15 protein-coding genes are annotated in these 14,572 nt (G+C 68.4%); 6 read left to right on the top strand and 9 right to left on the bottom strand.

Going from position 1 to position 14,572, the window contains the following annotated elements; translation table 11 throughout:
• Positions 1–148 precede the first annotated feature (148 nt).
• Entirely contained in the window at positions 149–1,018 is an 870-nt protein-coding gene (locus IAI54_RS05835; RefSeq protein WP_187971455.1) for an NAD(P)-dependent oxidoreductase, read from the top strand.
• A gap of 10 nt (positions 1,019–1,028) precedes the next feature.
• Positions 1,029–1,760 (top strand): DNA alkylation repair protein, encoded by a 732-nt coding sequence (locus IAI54_RS05830; RefSeq protein ID WP_187971454.1) that lies wholly within the window; start codon positions 1,029–1,031, stop codon positions 1,758–1,760.
• On the opposite strand, the gene IAI54_RS05825 is transcribed toward IAI54_RS05830, so the two are convergent.
• The 4 genes from IAI54_RS05825 to IAI54_RS05810 form a co-directional block, all read right to left on the bottom strand.
• Positions 1,750–2,658: a hypothetical protein gene (locus IAI54_RS05825; RefSeq protein WP_235679268.1), complete on the bottom strand. Its 909-nt coding sequence runs from the start codon at positions 2,656–2,658 to the stop codon at positions 1,750–1,752. The genes IAI54_RS05830 and IAI54_RS05825 overlap by 11 nt on opposite strands.
• A 114-nt stretch (positions 2,659–2,772) precedes the next feature.
• A complete protein-coding gene (locus IAI54_RS05820) occupies positions 2,773–3,267 on the bottom strand; it encodes an Lrp/AsnC family transcriptional regulator (protein ID WP_187971452.1) in 495 nt (164 codons plus the stop codon).
• Positions 3,268–3,364: 97 nt separating this feature from the next.
• The gene (locus IAI54_RS05815; RefSeq protein WP_338021490.1) at positions 3,365–3,979 is read right to left on the bottom strand and encodes a uracil-DNA glycosylase family protein; all 615 of its coding nucleotides are present in this window, start codon (positions 3,977–3,979) and stop codon (positions 3,365–3,367) included.
• Positions 3,980–3,999: 20 nt separating this feature from the next.
• Positions 4,000–4,611, bottom strand: a complete 612-nt coding sequence (locus tag IAI54_RS05810; protein WP_187971450.1) for a glutathione S-transferase — start codon at positions 4,609–4,611, stop codon at positions 4,000–4,002.
• A 124-nt stretch (positions 4,612–4,735) separates the two neighbouring features.
• Between IAI54_RS05810 and IAI54_RS05805 the strand changes: the two genes are divergently transcribed.
• The gene (locus IAI54_RS05805; protein ID WP_187971449.1) at positions 4,736–6,250 is read left to right on the top strand and encodes a sensor histidine kinase; all 1,515 of its coding nucleotides are present in this window, start codon (positions 4,736–4,738) and stop codon (positions 6,248–6,250) included.
• 19 nt (positions 6,251–6,269) lie between these two features.
• Here the strand turns inward: IAI54_RS05805 and IAI54_RS05800 are convergent, their stop codons facing one another.
• The gene (locus tag IAI54_RS05800; RefSeq protein ID WP_187971448.1) at positions 6,270–7,259 is read right to left on the bottom strand and encodes a nicotinate-nucleotide--dimethylbenzimidazole phosphoribosyltransferase; all 990 of its coding nucleotides are present in this window, start codon (positions 7,257–7,259) and stop codon (positions 6,270–6,272) included.
• Positions 7,260–7,428: 169 nt separating this feature from the next.
• Between IAI54_RS05800 and IAI54_RS05795 the strand changes: the two genes are divergently transcribed.
• Together IAI54_RS05795 and IAI54_RS05790 are read left to right on the top strand one after the other, a co-directional pair.
• Positions 7,429–7,671: a DUF1289 domain-containing protein gene (locus IAI54_RS05795; protein ID WP_187971447.1), complete on the top strand. Its 243-nt coding sequence runs from the start codon at positions 7,429–7,431 to the stop codon at positions 7,669–7,671.
• 17 nt (positions 7,672–7,688) lie between these two features.
• Positions 7,689–8,369, top strand: coding sequence for a TIGR02281 family clan AA aspartic protease (locus IAI54_RS05790; protein ID WP_187973038.1), 681 nt, complete (start codon positions 7,689–7,691; stop codon positions 8,367–8,369).
• Positions 8,370–8,376: 7 nt separating this feature from the next.
• On the opposite strand, the gene IAI54_RS05785 is transcribed toward IAI54_RS05790, so the two are convergent.
• The 4 genes from IAI54_RS05785 to IAI54_RS05770 all read right to left on the bottom strand — a co-directional run bounded on the left by IAI54_RS05785 (position 8,377) and on the right by IAI54_RS05770 (position 13,324).
• Positions 8,377–9,210: a sulfite exporter TauE/SafE family protein gene (locus tag IAI54_RS05785; protein ID WP_235679267.1), complete on the bottom strand. Its 834-nt coding sequence runs from the start codon at positions 9,208–9,210 to the stop codon at positions 8,377–8,379.
• A gap of 169 nt (positions 9,211–9,379) precedes the next feature.
• The gene (locus IAI54_RS05780; RefSeq protein ID WP_187971446.1) at positions 9,380–11,287 is read right to left on the bottom strand and encodes a methyl-accepting chemotaxis protein; all 1,908 of its coding nucleotides are present in this window, start codon (positions 11,285–11,287) and stop codon (positions 9,380–9,382) included.
• Positions 11,288–11,421: 134 nt separating this feature from the next.
• On the bottom strand, positions 11,422–12,378 hold the full coding sequence (gene dusA, locus IAI54_RS05775) for a tRNA dihydrouridine(20/20a) synthase DusA (RefSeq protein ID WP_235679377.1): 957 nt from the start codon (positions 12,376–12,378) through the stop codon (positions 11,422–11,424).
• Positions 12,379–12,808: 430 nt separating this feature from the next.
• Positions 12,809–13,324, bottom strand: a complete 516-nt coding sequence (locus tag IAI54_RS05770) for a MarR family winged helix-turn-helix transcriptional regulator (protein WP_420838265.1) — start codon at positions 13,322–13,324, stop codon at positions 12,809–12,811.
• A 182-nt stretch (positions 13,325–13,506) separates the two neighbouring features.
• Here IAI54_RS05770 and IAI54_RS05765 point away from each other — a divergent pair, with 182 nt between their 5' ends.
• The gene (locus IAI54_RS05765) at positions 13,507–14,532 is read left to right on the top strand and encodes an ABC transporter substrate-binding protein (protein ID WP_187971444.1); all 1,026 of its coding nucleotides are present in this window, start codon (positions 13,507–13,509) and stop codon (positions 14,530–14,532) included.
• Positions 14,533–14,572 lie beyond the last annotated feature (40 nt).

The following is a 14,572-nucleotide window of genomic DNA, read 5'->3' as shown; positions in this document are numbered from 1 at the left end:
AAGCATTCCTCCCCGCTCGTCGGACGGCCCCGAACAATCCGTACGCTGAGCCTTGCCGGGACAGCCCTTCCCGAACGCCGCTTGACCTTCGCCTTCCTTCCCTTAGACGTTCTCCGCCGAACGAGGCAGATCAACGGGAGGCTCTCCGATGGCCGACATCGCATTCCTGGGGCTGGGCGTCATGGGCTATCCCATGGCCGCGCACCTGAAGCACAAGGGCGGCCACGCCGTCACCGTCTACAACCGGACGGCCGCCAAGGCGGCGAAGTGGGTGGAACAGCATGGCGGGGCCATGGCCTCGACGCCGGCGGAGGCCGCACGCGGCAAGGATTTCGTGTTCTCATGCGTCGGCAACGACGACGACCTGAGATCGGTCACCACCGGACCGGACGGCGCCTTCTCGACGATGAAGGCGGGCGCGGTCTTCGTCGACAACACGACCGCCTCGGCCGAGGTCGCGCGCGAACTCGACGCCGCGGCCCGAGCCGCCGGCTTCGGCTTCATCGACGCGCCGGTGTCTGGCGGCCAGGCGGGTGCGGAGAACGGCGTGCTCACCGTCATGTGCGGCGGCGAGCCCGAGACGTTCGGGAAGGCCCGCCCGGTGATCGAGGCCTATGCCCGCATGGTCGGGCTGATGGGGCCGGCAGGCAGCGGCCAGCTGACCAAGATGGTCAACCAGATCTGCATCGCGGGCCTCGTCCAGGGACTGGCCGAGGGCATCCATTTCGGCATGAAGGCCGGACTCGACATGGAGAAAGTCGTCGAGGTGATCTCCAAGGGTGCCGCCGGATCCTGGCAGATGGAGAACCGGCACAAGACCATGATCGCCGGCACCTATGATTTCGGCTTTGCCGTGGACTGGATGCGCAAGGACCTCGGCATCGTGCTCGACGAGGGCGACCGCAACGGCGCGAAGCTGCCGGTCACCGCGCTCGTCGACCAGTTCTACAAGGACGTGCAGGCGATGGGCGGTCGACGCTGGGACACGTCCTCGCTGCTGGCACGGCTCGAGAAATAGGGCAGCAGCCTTGCCCGCGCCCGCACCCGGCTGGAGCGTCGCGGACATCCTCGATCATCTGCGTTCGCTCGGCAGCGCGGAGAACCGCGCCGGCATGGCGCGGTTCGGTATCGTGACGGATCGCGCCTTCGGGGTCGGCAACACGCTCCTGCGGCCCCTCGCCCGCCGCCTGAAGCGCGATCACGAACGGGCGCTGGCGCTGTGGGAAACGGGCTGGCGGGAAGCCCGCCTGCTTGCCGCCTTCACGGACGAACCGAAGCAGGTGACGCGCGACCAGGCGCGCCGCTGGGCTCAGGACTTCGATTCCTGGGAGATCGTCGATTCCGTCTGCGATCTCTTCGTCGAGGCGGGCCATCTCGACCTGATCCCGGTCTTCGCCGAAGACGAGCGGGAGTTCGTCCGCCGGACCGCCTTCGCGATGATGGCCTGGGCAGCGGTGCATCGGAAGTCCGAGCCGGACGCGACCTTCCTCTGCTGGCTCGACCTGATCGAACGCCACGCGACGGACCCGCGCAACTTCGTGCGCAAGGCCGTCAACTGGGCGCTGCGCCAGATCGGCAAGCGATCCGCCGCCCTGCACGGACCGTCGCTTTCGCTGGCCGGGCGTCTGGCGGAACGGGATGACCGCACCGCACGCTGGATCGGCCGGGACGCCATGCGCGAGTTGTCCGACCCGAAGACGCTGGCGCGGATGGAGAAGCGGACGGCCCGGCGGGTGGCGGGCGGGGCGATCAGCCGGTGAGCTTCCGGCGCAGAGGATCGAGCCAGACCCGCGGATCGAGCTTCGCCTGGACGGCGGTCGCGTCCGCCAACGGCCCGAGCGTCTCCAGCCAATGCCGCAGGCGCGCGGCATCGCGAACCTCGCGCCAGTCGCGGACGATGGCCACCGGCAGCCTGCGATAGAGCGGGTCGAGCGACGAGGTCTTCACGATCGGGATGCCGCCGACGCAGAGGACCTCCCAGGTCCGGTGGCAGTCGAGGCCGTTGCCATGCGCCGACATCACGAAGGGATAGGAGGCGTAGCGACGCCAGATCTCGATCTGCGAGACCCGCGTCGCGGCGAGATCGACATGCATGCAGCCTTCGACCGCAGCGTGCGCCTCGCGGCGCGACCCGGTGACGGCGAAACCGAGGTCGCTGAAGACGCGCAGCGGCCGCGACGCGGCATGGGGAGCTTCGCGGCCGATCCGCATGAGCGTCGCCAGAAGGCGCGCCGCCGTGGTCCAGTATCGAGGCGTATGGAGGTCGAGGCCGATCGGAAAGGGCAGCACGGATCGGTCCGTTCCGTCCGCGTTCTGGCTGTACCAGGCAGCCAGCATCGGGTGCCGCTTCAGAGCGGCGACGGTCTGCGGGCGCAGTTGCGAGGGCACCGACAGGTCGCCGTCCGTCGTGATCAGGACGAACGGCCTGTCGATGGTCGGCAGAACCGTCTCGGCGAATGTGTCGAGGTCGCAGGCACGTCCTTCCCGCGCGACGGTGCCGAGCCTCACCCAGACCAGACCGTGCGCCCCGGCATAGGTGCGGGCGAAGAATTCGGCCGGCTGCGTCGATTCGGTCCCGGCGATGCGGTAGGCGCGCGTTCCGGCGAAGTCGCAGAAATCACCGATTCCCTTGGACCAGAGGATGTCCGCGGGGCTCATCCACCGCAGGCTCAACCGATGCGCGAGCCCGCGGATCCGCCTGCGCGACACCAGTCCGGCCAAACCTCTTCCCCCTCCGTCCGTTGCGCTCCGGCCCGCCGGTGCACCGTCCGGTCAGCTTCCTGCACCGGCACTGCCGTCCTTGTCGAGCACCATGTAGTCGAGTGGAAGCTGCGTGGTGTACTTGATCTGCTCCATGGCGAAGGCGGACGACACGTCGCGGATCTCGATCCTGGCGATCAGCTTCTTGTAGAAGGCATCATAGGCGGCGATGTCGGGCACGACGACGCGGATCAGGTAGTCGACGTCGCCGCTCATGCGGTAGAATTCGACCACCTCGGGAAACTCCTGAACCACCTCCGAAAAACGCTTCAGCCACTCCAGGCTGTGGGAACTGGTGCGGATGGAGATGAAGACGTTGACCCTCGTGTTGACCTTCTCGGGATTCAGGACCGCCACCCGGCGCTGGATGACGCCCTCCTCCTCCAGCTTCTGGATGCGCCGCCAGCACGGCGTCGTCGACAGCCCCACCTTCTTGGCGACGTCGGCGACGGCGAGCGTGGCGTCTTCCTGCAGCAGGCGCAGGATCTTCTTGTCGAGGCGGTCCATCAGGCGGGCTCCGGAACGGTTTTGCGGAATCTAGCGGCAAGCCGGCAGGCTGCAAGAAACATTTTCTCCCGCAAAGCTTGGGCCGGCTTCACGCGTGCTAAGTCTGCGGCCGGATGCGGATGGCGATTTCATGCCGCAGCACCGGCAGCAGTTCTGCCTCGAACCAGGGATTCCGACGGAGCCAGCCGCTGTTGCGCCAGGAGGGGTGCGGCAGGGGCAGTTGCCGCGGCTGTCCTGGCGTCTCGAAGATCGTCCGCCAGCCGGCGACCGTCTGCGTCAGCGACGCCGCACGTGCGCCGCCGAGATGCCAAGCCTGCGCATACTGGCCGATCGTCAGCACGAGTTCGACCTGCGTCATCGCCGCCAGGAGCGACGCGCGCCAGGCCGGCGCGCATTCGCGGCGCGGCGGCAGGTCCGATCCCTTCGCGTCATATCCCGGGAAGCAGAAGCCCATCGGCACGATGGCGAAGTTGCCGGGGTCGTAGAAGGTCTCGCGCGTGACGCCGAGCCAGTCGCGCAGCCGGTCGCCGGACCGATCGTCGAAGGGGATGCCGGACTGGTGAACGCGCAGCCCCGGCGCCTGCCCGGCAATCAGCACCCGCGCGGTGGACGACGCCACCACGACCGGGCGCGGCTCGTGCGGCAGGGGCTGCGCCAGGGGTGCGTCGCGGCAGATCCGGCAGGCGCGGATTGCCGCGACGCGTTCGTCCAAGCCCGCGTTCAATGTTCCGGTCAGGCGCCGGCGCTCGGCCGCGCCGAGACGGCAGCGTACCAGCGCCTGACATGGGTGAGGTCGTCGGGCATGGCGATGCGCGCAGGCTTCATGAAGTCGACGCCGATCATGCCGGTGATATCGGCGATGGAGAACGCGTCGCCGGCGACGAACTCGCGGTCGGCCAGTTCGCGGTCGAGGATGCGCAGGAACTCGACGGCGCGCGGCTTGTTGGCCTCTCCCCATTCGGGCACCTGCGGCACTTCCCATTCCTTCATCGCCGGATGGATGTGGCGGAAGGCGTTGCCGACGGTGCCGAGGAAGTTCAGCTCCATGCGACGCTGCCACATCTCGACCTGCGCCCGCCCGAGCGCCCCGGTGCCGAACAACGGCGGCTGCGGATAGAGTTCCTCGAAATAGCGGCAGATGGCGACCGACTCCGTCAGGATCGTGCCGTCGTCGAGCTCGAGAACCGGCAGCCGCTGCAGCGGATTTCGGCGGGTGATCTCGGGATCGCGATGACCGAGCGCCGTCATGTCGACCGGCACGAGCGGGACCTCGATGCCCTTCTCCGCCAGGAAGATGCGCACCCGGCGCGGATTGGGCGCCTTGCCGCCGTCGAACAGCTTCATGATCGTCCTCCCGGTTGGCAGGCGGTCGCCGAGCGCTTCGACGAGGGGTCGCCTGAAGGGTCTCTTAACCAATCGGAAGTAATTTTCCACCCGAACCTTTTGCTCCAACGCGCTCCCGGCCCGGATGGCTCCCAGACGCTCCACCTCGGCGGACAAGAACATCGTGGACCGCACGAAGACGCGTCGCAATCCGGACGTGTCGCGCACCGTGCGCGAAGCGCGCGACCGGCTGGCACAGCAGCCCGGCAATCCCGTCTTCGACCGCGAGATGCTGCGGCTGCACGCCCGAGCGCTGACGGGCGGCGCCGTGGTGGTGCCGCTGTTCACGGTCGCGGTCGCGCTCGGCGGGCTCTTCGCGGGAATGGGCGTCACCGTCATCGTCTGGGCGACCACCGCGGCCCTGATCTACGCGGGGCTGGCCGCCTATGCGCATCACGTGGGCCGAGCGGCCGAACCGGACGAGACCTCCGTGCGCCGCCGCTTCCTGGCGCTGCACGCGGCGACCGGACTGTGCTGGGCCTGGTTCGCCAGTCTCGACTGCGAAACCTGCCAGATCGATCAGTTCCCCATCATCCAGGCGGTGATCCTGCTGCTCGCCATCGCCGCGACCGCGATCCTGGCCTATTCGCTGCGCGGGGCGCTGCTGGCCACCTTCGCCGTGCCCGTGATGGTGTCGCTGTTCCTCGCGGTGCGGCTGGGCGAACCGGGCCAGATCGTGATGGCCGGCCTGCTCGCCGCCTCGCTGCCCTTCTTCGCCTATGTTTCGTCCCACCTGCACCGTTCCACGATCATGCTGCTGTCCTTCCGCACCGAAAAGGACGGACTGATCGCCGAACTCGAAACGGCCAACGCGATTTCCGACGAAGCCCGCCGCCGTGCGGAGGAGGCCAACCTCGCCAAGTCCCGCTTCCTCGCCTCGATGAGCCACGAGCTCAGGACGCCGCTCAACGCCATCCTCGGCTTCTCGGAGGTCATGGCGGACGAGGTGCTGGGACCGATGCAGAACGCCACCTACAAGGACTATGCGCGCGACATCCACGCATCCGGCAAGCACCTGCTCGACCTGATCAACGAGATCCTCGACATCTCGCGGATCGAGGCCGGGCGCTACCAGATCAACGCGGCGCCGATGCTGCTCGCCGACGTGGTCGAGGAATGCTGCCACCTGGTGGCGCTGCGCGCCCGCAACAAGGACATCCACGTCACGCAGGATTTCGAGCCCGACCTGCCGCCGCTGCTGGCCGACGAGCGCGCGGTGCGCCAGATCACGCTCAATCTCCTGTCGAATGCGCTGAAATTCGCGCCCACGGGAGGCTCCGTGCGGGTGTGCGTGGGATGGACGGCGGGCGGCGGCCAGTATGTTTCGGTCAAGGACAACGGGCCGGGCATCCCCGCCGACGAGATCCCGGTCGTCCTGTCGGCCTTCGGCCAGGGTTCGATCGCCATCAAGAGCGCCGAACAGGGCACCGGGCTCGGACTGCCGATCGTCCAGGGGCTGATCGACCTGCATGGCGGGAAGTTCGATCTCCGATCCAAGCTGCGCGAGGGCACGGAAGCCTTCGCGATCTTCCCGGCTTCGAGGGTGCTCGAACCCGCCCGCGCGCCCGTGGTTCCCGTCAAGCTCGCCGCGGCGGGCTGAGGGACCGGCGCCGCTGCGGCTACTGAAGCGGGACCGGCAGCGGCTGGACTCCGGCGAGGCACAGTGCGGCGGCCCGCACGGTGGCCACTGCGAGCGCGGCCGCCGCCCCCTCCCCGAGATCGACGTCGAGCGAGAGCACGGTGCGCAGGCCGAGCCTGTCGGCCGCCCGGGCGAGGGCCGCATCCGCCGGCCGCGCCGCCAGACGGCAGTGAGCGAGCGCGGCGGGGTTGGCCGCATGCAGGAGGCTTGCGGCCGCGAGCGCCTGGTCGCCGTCGAGAAGGACGGGAATCTTCTGCACCCGCGCGGCCAGAATGGCGCCGACGATGGCCGCGATCTCGCGTCCGCCGAGGCGCCGAAGGGTCTCCATCGGGTCGGCGAGGTGGCCGCGATGCGCAGCCAGCGCCCTCGCCGCCAAAGCCGCGCGTTCGCCGGCCAGCGCGTCCGTGCCTGCGGTCCAGTCGGCGGCCGTGCCGCCCGCCGTCGCGGCGAGAACCGCGGTTGCCGCGATCTCGCCGCCGACGCCGACCGAGCCGATGCACAGGAGATCGGTACCGCCCGCGGTCGCCTCCATGCCGAAGGCCATGGTGGCCGCACAGCCGCGCTCGTCCAGCGCCGGCCCGGTGCTGATGTCGCCCGTGGGCATGTCGAGGGCGAGGTCGTAAACCTTCAGCCCGACGTCGTTGGCCACGCAGATCTGGTTCACCGGCATGCCGCCGGCCGCACAGTGCTCGACGATCGCCGCGGTGGCCGAGGCCGGCCGCAGCGTCGCGCCGTGCCGCGCCACGCCATGGTTGCCGGCGAAGACGACGAGCTGCGGCCGATTGACCGACGGCGGGGTGCGGCCGCTCCAGTCGGCCAGCCAGACGGCGAGGTCGCCCAGCAGGCCGAGCCCGGTGTCCGGGGCGATGCGCGCAAGACGCCGGCGCGCGGCCGCGCCGGCGGCCTCGTCGGGTTCCGGAAGCCGCGCCAGAAGCGCGCGGTAGTCGTCGAAGGGCAGTCCGGTGGTCATCGCATCATCCGTTCGAGGAGCTCGCCCGCAGCGCAGGCCATTCGTGGGCGGAAATAGACCGATGCGGCGGCCGCCACAACGGTTACGATCTCGTCATGAGGCCGCGGGCATCCGTCCCTTGCGCGGGAGACCGGCTTTCACCATCTGAAGCCGTGGCCGGAAGGACGACATGAACGCGATCGAATCTCCCTGCATCCTCGTCTGCTCGATCGACCGGACCACCGGCTACTGCTTCGGCTGCGGCCGCACGCAGGCGGAGATCGGCCGGTGGATCGTCATGACGCCGGCCGAACGGCGCACGGTGATGGCCGAGCTTCCCGCGCGGCTGGAAACGGTGGAGCGCCGGCCGCGCCGCGAGACGAGGCGGGCGCGGATGGCGCGGGAACGCGGAACGGCGGAGCCTGACCGGTGAAGCTCTTCTGGATCGCCATGATCATCCTCGCCGGCGGGCTGGTGCTGCTGGTGGTCAATCATGACGCGGGCACGGTGGCGGGGCTGGACAGCGACGCCTTCGCCGGGCTGATCCAGCTCGGCGCCATCGCCCTGCTGGTCGGCTCGGGCATCGTCTATTCGCGGACCGCCTGGGGCAGCGGCTTGAAGATGGCTGCCGGATGGCTGGCGGTGCTGCTCGTGCTCGTCGGCGGCTACCAGTACCGCTACGAGATCCAGGATGTCGCGCACCGCGTCACGGCCGGCCTCGTGCCCGGCAGCCCGCTGTCGATGAGCTTCGGCGAGGACGGCGCGGCGGTGCGCCTCGACATGCTCGCCAACGGCCATTTCGGCGCGAGGGCCGTCGTCGACGGCGTCCCGGTCGACTTCATCGTCGATACCGGCGCCACGTCGACCGTGCTGTCGGCCGAGGATGCGCGGCGCGTCGGCATCGATCCGCAGGCCCTCGACTACGCCATCCCGATCTCGACGGCCAACGGCGTGGCGCGGGCGGCGCGCGCCACCGTCGACGAGATCGGCGTCGGCCCGATCGTGCGGCGCAGGCTGCCGGTGCTCGTCGCCGCGCCGGGCGCGCTCGGCCAGAGCCTGCTCGGCATGAACTTCATCGGCTCGCTGTCCGGCTTCGACATGCGCCGCGACGTGATGATCCTGCGCGACTGACCGCCGATCAGCCGTAGAGGCTCCAGAAGAACCGGGCGGAGACGAAGAGCAGGAACGCGCCGAAGGCGATTTCCAGGTGCCGCTTCTTCATGGCATGGGCGAGCTTGACGCCGAAGGGCGTCACCAGCAGCGTGATCGGCAGGATCAGCGCCACCGCGATCCAGTTGACGTAGCCGGTCGAGGCCACCGGCAGCCGCGGATCGCCCCAGCCGGCCCAGACGTAGCCGATCGTCCCGGGAATGGCGATCAGGACGCCGACGCCGGCCGACGTCGCGACCGCCTGGTGCATCGGCCGGCCGAACAGCGTCATGAAGGTGTTGTTCATCACCCCGCCGCCGATCCCCATCAGCGCCGAAAGCAGTCCGATGACGAAGCCGATCGCCGCGCGCCAGGGGTTTTTCGGTATCTCCGTCCCCAGCCGCCAGGAGTCCCGGTTGAAGGCGAGGCGAAGGCCGACGGCCAGTGCGATGATCGCGAAGATCAGCCGCAATCCGTCGCCGGAGATCGATGCGGCGATCAGCGTGGCGGCGATCACGCCGAGCGGCACCGGCACGAGGAAGCTGCGCAGCAACGCCATGTCGACGACGCCGCGGGCGTGGTGCCCCTGGAACGACCGCAGCGAGGTGGGGATGATGATGGCGAGCGAGGACGCCACGGCGACGTGCATCCGCACGGCTTCGTCGACCCCGAGCGCGGTCATGGCCTGGTAGAAGACCGGGACCATCACCGCCCCGCCGCCGATGCCGAACACGCCTGCGAGCACGCCGGACACGGCACCCGCCACGGCGACGCCGGCGGCGAAACTGGCGATCTCGCCCAGCGGCATCTCGGTCGGAAGCATGCGGTATCCTCTCGGCCGGCTGGCTAGCGGATCGGCCCATAGAAGTAAACGACGCGCGGCGGCGGTCGGCGGATCATCGGGAACCCCTGCGGCCGACGCGGCGTGCCCGAATGCGGAACGGCCGGGCGGAGCGCCCGGCCGTCGGCATGTCCCGGTGAGACCGGAGCGGTCAGAACTCTTCCCAGTCGTCCGTTTCCTGCGCGACCTGGACCTTGCGGGCGGCATTGCCATCGGAGGTGTAGGACACGCTGACGGCCGGCCGGACCGCGCGCGGAGCGAAGGCGGCGGTCGTCGCCTGCCCCTGCCCGGCAATCCTGAACCTGCCCACCAGCGCGGCGAGCTGTTCGGCCTCGCGGGCGAGCTGGTGGCTCGCGGCCGTCGTCTCCTCCACCATGGCGGCGTTCTGCTGGGTGACCTTGTCCATCTGGTCGACGGTGGTGTTGATCTCGCCGATACCGTTCGCCTGCTCGCGGGCCGAGGAGGCGATGTCGGAGACGATGCCGTTGACCTTGCGGACCTGCTCGGCGATCCGCGTCAGCGCCTGGCCGGTCTCGCCGACGAAGTCGACGCCGCGGTTGACCTGTTCGGTCGACGACGAGATCAGCGACTTGATCTCCTTGGCGGCCTCCGCCGAGCGCTGGGCGAGCGCGCGCACTTCCTGGGCCACGACCGCGAAACCGCGCCCCGCCTCGCCCGCCCGCGCCGCCTCGACGCCGGCGTTCAGCGCGAGCAGGTTGGTCTGGAAGGCGATCTCGTCGATGACGCCGATGATCTGGCCGATCGAACCGGACGACTTCTCGATGCCGCTCATGGCTTCGACCGCCTGACGGACGATCTCGCCGCTGCGGTCGACCTCGCCGGTGGCGCTGCGCACCGAATCATGCGCCTGCTGCGCGCCGGCCGACGTGCGGTTCACGGTTTCGGTGATCTCGCCGATGGCGGCCGCCGCTTCCTCGAGGCCGCTCGCCTGCTGCTGCGTGCGCAGCGACAGGTCGTCGGCGGCACGGGAAATCTCGCCGGAGCTGCTGCGGATCGCGGCGACGGAGACGAGGATCGCCGAAATGGTTTCCGACAAGGAGCCGACCGTGGCGTTGAAGTCGTGGCGGAGCTTCTCGTAGGAGGTCGGGAAGGCCTGATCGAGCCGTATGGTGAAGTCGCCGCGCGACAGGCCGGCGAGCCCGTTGGCGATCGCGGTGACGACCTGCGTCTGCGCCTGCTCGGCCTCCGCGCGCAGCTGCTCGTTGCGGGCCCGCTCCGCCTCCAGCGCCTCGCGCTGGTCGGCGGCCTGAAGCTCGGCCTGGCGCGCCACCACGGCCTTGTGGAAGGCCTCCAGCGCGTGGTTCATCCTGCCGATCTCGTCGCTGCGCTCCGCCTTGGGAGGCTGCGCCGACAGATCGCCCTTCGACAGGCGATCGAGAACCTCGGTGACGTCCATCAGCGGCTTGACCACCTGCCGGCGCGACGTCAGCGCGATGGCGCCGCACAGCAGCACACCGAGAGCGAGCAGGCCGAGCATGGTGTACTGGCCGAGCACCGACCCCTCGACGGCTGCCTGCGCCTCGCGGTTCGCCGCCGCCTGGATCTTGTCATAGGCTTCGCCCATGGCCACTTCGAGCGTGTCGAACTGCGCCTTGAAGGCAGGATACATTTCCTGCGCACCGAAATTCGAACGCCCGGTCTCGTCGAAGATCTTCGCCGCAAGTTCCTGATACGCCTTCAGCGGCTCGGTGACCTGATCGAGCGCGGCGATGGCTTCCGGATCCCTGGCGAGCCGGCGGGCGGTCTCGATTGCCTCCGTGAAGGCCGCGGAATGATCGAGGAACTCCTGCTTGATCTCCTTGGCGTCGAAGCCGATGCTGATCGAGGATGCCTGGATGGCGGAAACCACGTCGCCGCGCAAGGCGTCGTGCATCATGTCCGCCTGCATGTGGTGGCGCAGCACCTCGGCCGACTGCAGGGCGCCGTTCAGTTCGGCGCCGAGATTGCTGGCGACATACAGGCCGGTTCCCGCCGTCAGGGCGCACAACAGTCCCGACAGCGCGACGCCGCCCGTGATCTTCGTGTTCAGCGAAGCCATTCGATCCCCTTCCAGACTCACCGTATCCCCGGTCGTCTCAGGGTTGCCGGACTTTCGTTAACGTCCGGTTCCCGCTCCCGCGGATCGGGAAGGTTGGACCACGAATGTTCAACCGTGAGGGTGACGAAAAGGGTTCAGGCGGCCGACCGGACCGGACCCTCCGCGACCGCAGCGAAGGCCTCGCACAGCACCTCGGGACCGGCGCCGGGGCGGGTCGCCTCGGTGGAGAGAATCTGGCGCCAGCGCCGCGCGCCGGGCATGCCGTGGAAGAGACCGACCATATGCCGTGTCACGTGGGAGAGCCGGCCGCCCGCAGCAATGTGGCGCGCGCAATAGGCAGCCATGGCCTCGACGACCTCGACCAAGGTCGGTTCGCCTTCCTGCCCCTGCGTCAGCAGCCGGTCGACCCCGGCCAGCAATCCGGGCGTGTGATAGGCGGCGCGGCCGAGCATGACGCCGTCGACACGGCCGAGATGGGTCGCCGCTTCATCCAGGGAATTGATTCCGCCGTTCAAGCCGATGGACCAGTTGGGATAACGTGCCTTCAGCCGGTACACCCGGTCATAGTCGAGCGGCGGGATGTCGCGGTTTTCCTTCGGGCTCAGCCCCGCGAGCCAGGCTTTTCTCGCATGGACCCACAAGGCGTCGGCGCCGCGGGCGAAGACACCGTCCGCCAGTTCGTCCAGGGCGGTCTCGATGTCCTGATCGTCCACGCCGAGCCGGCATTTGACCGTTACCGGAATCACGACGGCCTGCTTCATCGCGTCGACGCAGTCGGCGACCAGCGCCGGCGTCTTCATCAGGCAGGCCCCGAAGGTGCCCGACTGGACGCGGTCGGACGGGCAGCCGACGTTGAGGTTGATCTCGTCATAGCCGAAGTCGGCCGCGATCGAGGCCGCCTGCGCGAGCTTCGCCGGATCGCTGCCGCCGAGCTGCAGCGCGACGGGATGTTCGGCCGGATCGAAGCCGAGCAGCCGCGACCGGTCGCCATGGATGACCGCGTCGGCCACCACCATCTCGGTATAGAGCAGCGCCCGCCGGGAGAGCTGCCGGTGAAAGAACCGGCAGTGGCGATCCGTCCAGTCCATCATGGGGGCGACGGCGAACACCTTGTTCACGTAGATCCCGCACCCAGTTGTCTTTTCCTGATTGCTCACCGTCGTCCTGCCGCCCGTTTCGTCGATGGGGATCTGTGGCACCGATGGGAACCATCACGGTCTGCCAAACAGCAAATGAGAAGGCGGTATACCGCGCGAATCCGGATAAAGCGAGGCGGTTGGATCGTCCACACCGGGTCGAGGACATTCGAACGCGAGCGGGCCGCAGAAAGCCTGGGTCCGGCGGAGAGAAATGGAGCTTTCCGAACCATGGCGTGATCGAGCGGGAAACACTCCCGACACCATATCGTCGCAGGCTGTCGACCGGTACGTTGGCGTATCGCGCAAGAAAGGCCGGCTGGACGAGAGAGCAGGCGCGGAAAGTCGTCGGGCATTGCGACTGCGCGTCAATGGGGGGCGACCCTCAACGCTCGGCCGCCGCAGTCATCAGCGACAGCGCGCGGGCCACGGACTCCTGCAGCTCCGGCGAAAGGCAGTTCACGAGATGGCGTTCGGCGGCGGCGTGGTCGGCCATGCTGGCGTCGGCGACCGCGATGCCCTTTTCGGTCAGTTCCACGATCACGCCGCGCCCGTCGCGCTTGTCGGCCATGCGCTTGATGTAGCCGTCGGCCTCCATCCGCCGCAGCAGGTTCGACAGCCCGCCGGACGTGACCAGCAGCGAGGACAGCAGTTCCGTCGGCGACATGCGGTAGGGCGCGCCGGACACGCGGATCGTCGCCAGGACGGCATAGACCGGATACTTCACGCCATGCCGGGCGAGCACCTTGTCCACGGCGCGCATGATGATGTCGTTGAGATGCAGGATGCGGCCGACGACGGCCTTGCCGCTGCCGTCGATGTCCGGCCTTTCGCGACGCCAGGCCGCCATGCCGCGACCGACCCGATCCAGTTCCCAATACTTCAGGGGTGCTTCGTCCAATGCTTCCATGTCCCGACCGCTGCGTTCACCGTCTAGTCCGGCCAGCGGCCGCGGACAAGGTGACGGGTAAGGGAGTTTACCTTTCAATTTTCTTTCTTGAAAGGTAATTCACCCGATGCTAGCGTGATCCCCGATGGCGTCCTTCAGAGATGCCCGGGGCCTTCGGAAATGGGAGAAAGTCAATGAAATCTCGTATCAAGCTGCTCACCGCCGCCACCATGCTGGCCGGCGTCGCCGTTTCGTCCGCCTCGGCGCAGGAGCTCGTGCTCGGCGAGTTCGGCGGCTCCTTCGCCGACAACGTGAAGGCCTGCTACATCGACGTCTTCGAGAAGGAGACCGGCGCGACCGTCGTGACCAAGTTCGCCAATTCGGCCCAGCAGGCGGCCGCCATCCGTGCCACCGCCGGCCAGTCGGACATGGACGTGGTCTTCGCCGACGACGCCTTCGCCGTCCAGATGGCGAACGAAGGCCTGCTGGTCACGCTCGATCGCGCCAAGCTCGGCAACGCGCCGGAAATCATCGACGGCGCCTGGGGCAAGGACGACGCCTATGTCGCGGCCATGCTCGGCTCGACGACCATCATCTACAACAAGGACAAGATCACCACGCCGCCGACCTCCTGGAACGATCTCTTCGACGAGGCCTACAAGGGGCGGGTGACGATCGGCGACATCTCCGGCACCACCGGCTGGCAGTTCCTCGCCGCGGTCAACAAGATGGCCGGCGGCTCGCTCGACGACATCACGCCCGGCATCGAGAAGATCAAGCCGCTGGCGAAGGATGCGGTGCTCCTCTACACCCAGGCCGACCAGGTGGTCTCGCTGTTCGAGCGCGGCGAGATCGACATCGCGGTCTGGTATCCGGACCGCGCCGGCGTGCAGATCGGCAACGGCCTTCCGCTCGCCGTCGCCTATCCCAAGGAAGGCGCGGTCGGCATCCGTCCGTCCATCATGATCCCCAAGGGGACCGAGCAGGAAGATCTGGCGCTCAAATTCATCGACACGGTCCTCGACGCCGACAACCAGAAGTGCTTTTCGGAGCGCCAGTTCATCGGCTCGGTGAACAAGAACGTCAGCCTGTCCGATGCCGTGTCGGCCGTGGTACCGACGGGAGAGGCGCTGGACGACATGATGTTCCTCGATCCGAGCGAGATGGCAACGAAGCTGCCCGAATGGACGCGGCGCTGGCAGCGTGAAGTCCTGCGCTGATCAAGAACCGGGTATCCGGGAGGAACCCACGGCTTCGATT

This window comes from Aquibium microcysteis (assembly GCF_014495845.1).
GTDB lineage: Bacteria > Pseudomonadota > Alphaproteobacteria > Rhizobiales > Rhizobiaceae > Aquibium > Aquibium microcysteis.
Note: the sequence above shows the minus strand (reverse complement) of the source record. Positions and strands in the feature narration are given on the sequence as shown.

Coding starts and splice junctions, on each gene's coding strand:
- IAI54_RS05835 (WP_187971455.1), top strand. CDS start 149: ATGGCCGACATCGCATTCCTGGGGCTGGGCGTCATGGGCTATCCCATG.
- IAI54_RS05825 (WP_235679268.1), bottom strand. CDS start 2,658: ATGAGCCCCGCGGACATCCTCTGGTCCAAGGGAATCGGTGATTTCTGC.
- IAI54_RS05820 (WP_187971452.1), bottom strand. CDS start 3,267: ATGGACCGCCTCGACAAGAAGATCCTGCGCCTGCTGCAGGAAGACGCC.
- IAI54_RS05810 (WP_187971450.1), bottom strand. CDS start 4,611: ATGAAGCTGTTCGACGGCGGCAAGGCGCCCAATCCGCGCCGGGTGCGC.
- IAI54_RS05805 (WP_187971449.1), top strand. CDS start 4,736: ATGGCTCCCAGACGCTCCACCTCGGCGGACAAGAACATCGTGGACCGC.
- IAI54_RS05800 (WP_187971448.1), bottom strand. CDS start 7,259: ATGACCACCGGACTGCCCTTCGACGACTACCGCGCGCTTCTGGCGCGG.
- IAI54_RS05795 (WP_187971447.1), top strand. CDS start 7,429: ATGAACGCGATCGAATCTCCCTGCATCCTCGTCTGCTCGATCGACCGG.
- IAI54_RS05790 (WP_187973038.1), top strand. CDS start 7,689: ATGATCATCCTCGCCGGCGGGCTGGTGCTGCTGGTGGTCAATCATGAC.
- IAI54_RS05785 (WP_235679267.1), bottom strand. CDS start 9,210: ATGCTTCCGACCGAGATGCCGCTGGGCGAGATCGCCAGTTTCGCCGCC.
- IAI54_RS05780 (WP_187971446.1), bottom strand. CDS start 11,287: ATGGCTTCGCTGAACACGAAGATCACGGGCGGCGTCGCGCTGTCGGGA.
- dusA (WP_235679377.1), bottom strand. CDS start 12,378: ATGATGGACTGGACGGATCGCCACTGCCGGTTCTTTCACCGGCAGCTC.
- IAI54_RS05765 (WP_187971444.1), top strand. CDS start 13,507: ATGAAATCTCGTATCAAGCTGCTCACCGCCGCCACCATGCTGGCCGGC.